Source organism: Planktothrix prolifica NIVA-CYA 540, assembly GCF_963864145.1.
Classification (GTDB): Bacteria; Cyanobacteriota; Cyanobacteriia; order Cyanobacteriales; family Microcoleaceae; genus Planktothrix; species Planktothrix agardhii.
In genome coordinates this window covers 22,986-29,165 of sequence record NZ_CAWLTW010000002.1, presented here as the reverse complement: position 1 = coordinate 29,165, position 6,180 = coordinate 22,986, and the positions used below count along the sequence as shown (strand labels likewise).

Annotated in this window: 5 protein-coding genes; 2 read left to right on the top strand and 3 right to left on the bottom strand. The window is 40.5% G+C overall.

Annotated elements, in window-relative coordinates:
* The coding region (locus AC559H_RS24725; RefSeq protein WP_026796184.1) for an AAA family ATPase at nt 1-656 on the top strand (656 nt) is incomplete at its 5' end.
* Nucleotides 653-967 carry a ribbon-helix-helix domain-containing protein gene (locus AC559H_RS24720; RefSeq protein ID WP_026796185.1) on the top strand — a complete coding sequence of 105 codons (315 nt, stop codon included), beginning with the start codon at nt 653-655 and terminating at the stop codon, nt 965-967. The genes AC559H_RS24725 and AC559H_RS24720, both read left to right, overlap by 4 nt.
* On the opposite strand, the gene AC559H_RS24715 is transcribed toward AC559H_RS24720, so the two are convergent.
* The 3 genes from AC559H_RS24715 to AC559H_RS24705 all read right to left on the bottom strand — a co-directional run bounded on the left by AC559H_RS24715 (nt 964) and on the right by AC559H_RS24705 (nt 6,111).
* Nucleotides 964-3,789 (bottom strand): plasmid replication protein, CyRepA1 family, encoded by a 2,826-nt coding sequence (locus AC559H_RS24715; RefSeq protein ID WP_272944318.1) that lies wholly within the window; start codon nt 3,787-3,789, stop codon nt 964-966. The two genes, AC559H_RS24720 and AC559H_RS24715, sit on opposite strands and share 4 nt — an antisense overlap.
* Before the next feature lie 476 nt (nt 3,790-4,265).
* Nucleotides 4,266-5,234 carry a DMT family transporter gene (locus AC559H_RS24710; protein WP_036834066.1) on the bottom strand — a complete coding sequence of 323 codons (969 nt, stop codon included), beginning with the start codon at nt 5,232-5,234 and terminating at the stop codon, nt 4,266-4,268.
* 67 nt (nt 5,235-5,301) lie between these two features.
* The gene (locus tag AC559H_RS24705; RefSeq protein WP_036834064.1) at nt 5,302-6,111 is read right to left on the bottom strand and encodes a class I SAM-dependent methyltransferase; all 810 of its coding nucleotides are present in this window, start codon (nt 6,109-6,111) and stop codon (nt 5,302-5,304) included.
* Nucleotides 6,112-6,180: the final 69 nt, after the last annotated feature.

The window sequence follows — 6,180 nt, the reverse complement described above, 5'->3', positions numbered from 1 at the left end:
GTATGGGAATAATTGCCTTAATCAATCAGAAGGGGGGGGCGGGGAAATCTACCTCGTCAGTGCATTTAGCCTATTGGCTTCAGTTCAAACAGAACTATCGGGTGTTGCTGGTAGATGCCGATGCTCAACGGTCAAGTTCCCAATGGGTAGCCGGGATGGGGATTGAACTTGCTTGTCAGGTGATTCAATCCCCAGATGACATCCTAGAAAAGATTCCAGAGTTAATCAAAGATTACGATTACCTAGTTATTGACGGCCCGGCGAGTCTTTCCGAAGAAACCAGAGCTATTTTATTCCGATGTGATTTAGCCGTAATTCCGGTGCAACCGACGGGTGTTGATTTACGGTCTGCCAGCGATGCCATGCGATTACTCAAACAGGCTCAGTCTGTGCGGGGGGGATTGCCCAAAGGTTTAGTTTTCCTAAGTCGGGCGGTGAAGAATACCAAACTCAAACAGGAGGCGATCGCCCTTTTATCTCAAATCCCCGATGCTAAATTTTTAAAACCCATCATTCACCAAAAACAAGCCATCGCCGATACTTCCGGTCAATCACTAACTGTTTGGGACTTACCAGGACAAGCCGCCAGTGAAGCTGCTATCGAATATGACCGATTATTTAAAGCCATCCTCAAACAATTGCCAGAGGGAGTATGAACAATAAAAAACAAACCCGTAAACCCTTGAGTGATGCTTTAGCCCAAGAATTTGTCTATGGAGAAAATTCAACACCGGCGGTAACTCCCAAACCGATTGAAATTTCCGAACCCCAACCCATTCCCCAACCAGAAACAACATTTATGGACAGATTACAAGTTCAACCCAAAGAAGGGACAAAACGCTTCACCGTCGATTTACCCGAATCCACCCATCGAAAATTATCAATGTTGGCGGCCAGGACAGGACGAACCAAAGCGGAAATCGTCAGACTCCTATTAGATGAAGCATTGGAGAATGTTCAGGATTAATTTAGGGCCTCATCGGTAGGAAAGAAACCCTCAAGAGTCCTGAAAATATCCTCCAGAATAGGCTGAGTTTGCAATTCCTCCGCCACCCATTGCAAAGCTTGGGGAATCTTCAATAGCTTCCTGAGTCGGGGTTTCCAATCGGTACAAGTGAACAGATTCCAGAATTGTGTCCAAAACCGTTTCAGCAATTCCGATTCTCCGGCCGGAGGTGCACTTTCTGATTCGGGAACATCACTCACAACAACTTCTATATTATTTATAGACTGCGGTGTTCCCTCCTGTTCCCTGAGTAAATCCCGTTCTAACCAATGGTCAAAGATAGAATAACGCCAGGTGGGACAATCAAAAGCATAAACTCGTTGCCTTGTCCCATCGGGTAACTTAATTTGGCGCACGCATTTGAGAGGTAGACCAATTTTATTCCTCAACACATCCTGAACAATACGGATAGGAGAAGCTTTACTATCGGGACTAATCCCCAGATAATCCCTCATATCTCGACTGTAGGTAATCACCTTATCCGCAAACTCCAGAATTTCCTCCGACTCCAAGGTAAACTCCGCATCAGGGTTAAGTAAATGTTCAACTCCTAATAGTTGCAACACCTGGACTTGTGCCGACAATAACTTAATATCCTGCAAACAAACTTTTCCTTCCCCTGCCTCCAACTGTTTCTGTAAATGGTGTTTATCCCGTTGATGAACAAACTCAGGATGCAGTAAATAATAATGTAACCGCAACTTAGGATAATCCCCCGCCATATCCCTCAACACCAACTCCGGCGAGACTTCCACCCCATAACGATAAGAAATCTCATAATGACGCTGTTGGGCTAACTCATCTTGGGTTTTCTTCCGTTTACTTTTTAGTTCCTCATATTGATTTCGAGAAACCAAGAATTGAGCCGCAATAAACTTAGCATAACTATATTGGTTCTTATCCCTGGTTTCCGTCGCTTTCTCTAAGTGATTTTTGGCAGTTTGTTCTAAATGATGGAGTTTTTGAACCGTTCCTTTTAATTGTTCAGTGAACTCAGGAACCTCAGCTAAGGGGTCTAAAACTTCACCTAATAAACGCTCACATTCTAAAGAAGTTTTCTCAAATTCAGACAATTCAATAATATGTCCTTCCGCTTCTAATTCCCTGACTAAAGTATTTTTAAATTTCCATTGACCTGCATTAACCCGTGCAGCAAACTTAGCCCAGAATTTAGTATGTTTAGGAGTCAGTTGCTCATCAAAATCTATAGATAACTCTAAATCAATTTCTTGCAGAATCTGGAGATTGCGTTTAAAAACCTTATTTTGAGTTGCCAATAAGGGTTTCCAATCAGTCTGGCGATTACCAATTTGACCACAACCATAGTTCGCCGCCCAAACATGACAAGGAACATTCAAATCTCGAACCCTTGCCAAAAATTGACAAGCATCTTTAACATTAATTGCCCCTTGGAAAATCCCAAATATCGCTTGAAAATGATTAACTAAATCAATACTAACTCCCGTACCAATCGTGGGAGAAGTAATAACAACATCATAATCTTTAATATGATTATTGATATCTTCCATACAGCCAAAAGCTTCATGGGTTTCATCAGCAACAGTTTCCGAATCAATCCGCAAAATCTTCAACTCAGGAAAAGACTCTCGTAATTGACTTTCAATATTAATACAAGAAAACTTCCCTTTAACCTTCTGACTATCTAAAACCATTAGAATCGGAGCTTTCCCTACGGATTCATAGAGTTTAGTGATTAGATGGGACGGATTTGATTGATTATAAACAATAATTTTCCGTTGTTGATTATGTTTATATTCATTAACATAAACTTGAGGGATAATGTTCCCCCCAGCACAATCAATTAAATAATCAATAGCATAATCAGATAAATCCGCATCTTGAGCAACAACTAAACCATCAGAACCCAAAACCGTCTGCATTAATTCCATGAACATTCGGCATAAAATGGCTCGTTTATCTGTACAGGTTGAACTATTGAGTAAATGCCAGATAATTTGTTCAACTTCGTCTAAAATAATAATAGCATCCTCCCATTCCGAGGGATTAAATTTAGCTTGACTTAGGGGATGTAAACTATCAATACATAAACCAAAACCAAAGATAGAATCGTAGGGATTTTCCTTCTGGTCTTCGACCCAAACTAACCCTAATCTCTTACAAATAGAACGCCCTAATTGAATCCGGTGGCTAATTACTAGAACTTTCCGACCAATGCCCATTGATTCTTGAATCAACTTAATGAGATTCTCAGTTTTTCCGGTTCCTTTTCCTGATTTAATACAAACTAATCCCTGTTCTGGGAAGTTCAGGTTTAAATACCGACTATTAAGTTTAGTTACAGGATAAGTAATAGAATATTCTTTCTGATAGTTCCAATACTCTAAATCCGTTGCTTGAGTAAATAATTCATCAAATTGATGTTCACCATGATGGACAATAAAATCATCAACACCTTTATCGGGGCCAGGTAAAGTAATTATCCAAGCGGGACACTTCAAGGATTTCAAACTCTGACCCAGTTTGGAGATTTCTCGATTAACTGCAATTTGGGTAGTCCGCTTCCGGTCATGGTCAAAACAAATATAGAATGGTCGGCCATTCGTTGCAAACCGTTCCAATTCAGGAAGCAGGAAACTATTGATTTTCACCCTATTACTATCTCGTTCAACTCGTACCCCCCCGGTGATACCAGGTAAACCAATGGCCACATAACCAGCAGTTAATAAAGCACCAGCTTTCTTCGCCCCTTCACAAATCGTAATGGGGATATTATTCTGTAGTACCCAATCCCAAAACCCGATATCTTCCTCAGACAGTAAGGAATCTAATAAACTATCGTATCCGTTGAGTAAATGCGCCGGGGAAATATTGAAGGGAAGCTGTAAATGATGTTGTAGACGTTGTGAATATTCTTGGCCATAGCCATGTTTGAGAGCAATCTTTAGACCAATATTCCAAGATACCGAGAGTTGAAAGATACTGGTGGGGACTTTTGGGGGATGTTCATATTTGATGACCTTAGATTTGCCATCATGTCGAGGTTGGTCAGGTTTAAAACAGCCCCATTGTCCTAGACCCTGACAATACCAGCCCCCTTCCTTACTGGTTTACTTACTTACTGCATTAATTAAGTATTTTATTACAGTTTGCAGTCAATAAAATTCTGATTCAGTAAAATCTACTGCAATATAGAGATAAAACAGTAAGTAAATACTGCATTAAGTAAATAATGTTAATGTTAGACACCACTTACAAGGGATTTCTAAAATTTAGATTTTTACATTTTCTGTTCCGCACCCTTCCCCGTTTTAGCTACATACAAACCTTGAGAGACAATTCCTAAAGCCAACACGTTAAATAGACTTAACGGATCTGCCAAAATCAGCCAAGAAAACACCATTGTCAAGGCAGGTTCTAGGAGAAAAAAGATCGAGACAAAACTCGAAGAAAATTTCTCCACGCTATAGACCATAACCCCATGACCAAAAGCTTCACAAACTACAGCCATACAAATGACAGACAGCCATCCCCATACAGAAATTGGAAAAATCGGATCTTCTAGGAAAAAGACAAAAGGGCTAATCAGTAATGTGGAGATCGCGCATCGCACCAAAAGAATGTCGAGCGATGAAAGACTTTTCCGAATTTTATCTAAAATCAAAAGACTGGCAGCAAAAAAGATACAAGAGATTATTGCAGTGAGATCGCCAATGAAATTACTTTGACTCGATGCCAAAAAGTCATCTATCCCTAAAGTCATCCCTCCAATCAAGGCAATGGTTAATCCGACGATGAATCGGCGATCAAATTTTTGATTGAGAAACAACCATCCTCCCAAAGCTGTAAAAACGGGGGAAAAACAAGTCAAGATCGTGGCACTCGCGATACTCGTTTTCGTCAGAGAAAGAGTCCACAAAAATCTACCGAGTAAATGACACACGACCATTGCAACCAAAAGCAAGAGATTTGTCCCGCTATAAGGCTGACTCATTTTGAGGTGTGGCAAATCTTCTTGAGAGGATTTGCGCTGGATAAATTGAGAGATTGAATTTAGAAAGAACAGGACGATACTCGCAATCCATAACCGATTGAATAAGGTTGAGGTAACACTAATTTCTCGAACCGAAACTTTAAGAAATAAAGGGGTTAGAGAGATTGCAACTATCCCCAAAAACAAGACGAGTAACGGAAATAGATCTCGCTGAAGATTAATAGTTGATTTCTCTAGTTCTATTTTACTTTGCATGATTTTTTTAGATCTTCAGGAGTCTAGCTTTATCCAAAAATAGGATCAAGACGATCTCGATTTAAACTTAGGTTGATCGAGATGAATCGAACATTCCGTGGGTTTTTCCCGCCACAATTAGGGAGATCGTAATGGTTTGATTGAATTGTCCTGAAGGTTCGATTTTGAGTAACGTTTCGGTTAACTCTCGTTCAAAATTTTCAATGTTATTTTGCAGAAAGCTTTGCAAACAAAATGCCGTTGAATACAAGTAGCCAATATAGTTGGGAATTGTCCACAATTGCTCGAATTTGAGTTTGTATACAGCATAGTCTGGAAAACTAGAGCGCTCTACAAGATCTTCATGAGGGATATCGGGTAGTCCCTGTGTTCCTGTTTTTCGAGATTCTCCCAGCCATTTTTTCACAACTTTGATCGTTGCTTTTTCCAAAGGAAGATCGCTTCTCCAGGGGTCTTCATCTGTGGAAATAATAGCAATTCCCCCATCTGTGGAAAGTCGATCATAACTGCGCTGTAAAACCGCTTCTCGATCCATCCAGTGAAACGCTCTACCAATGGTAGCCAGTTTAAATTGTCCCCAAGTCGTGTCAATGTCTTCAGCTTTTTTCTGCAAGCTAAGGATATTATGAATGCCACAGGATTGAGCTTCTTGTTGGCAAACCTTAACCATTTCCGGATCGGGGTCGATCGCGACCACTTCTTCAAATCGATCACTCATCGGAATGGCGATTATTCCTGGCCCACATCCTAAATCTAGCAGGCGTCCTCGACCATTTAATTTGAAGAGTTGATCGAGTTTTTCAAATAAAGAACTGGGATATTTAGTTCGATGTCGAGCGTAATATTCCGCAGCACCTTGGTACAGTTGGGGATTCATCAAAAGTTTAAGGCTTAATTGGCATCTGGAGATAAGGCGAATCATATACCACGACCCAGAGTAGAGTAC

Bases quoted from the DNA above. Each gene is read 5' to 3' on its own strand.
- AC559H_RS24705 (WP_036834064.1), bottom strand. From the start codon at position 6,111: ATGAATCCCCAACTGTACCAAGGTGCTGCGGAATATTACGCTCGACAT.
- AC559H_RS24710 (WP_036834066.1), bottom strand. From the start codon at position 5,234: ATGCAAAGTAAAATAGAACTAGAGAAATCAACTATTAATCTTCAGCGA.
- AC559H_RS24720 (WP_026796185.1), top strand. From the start codon at position 653: ATGAACAATAAAAAACAAACCCGTAAACCCTTGAGTGATGCTTTAGCC.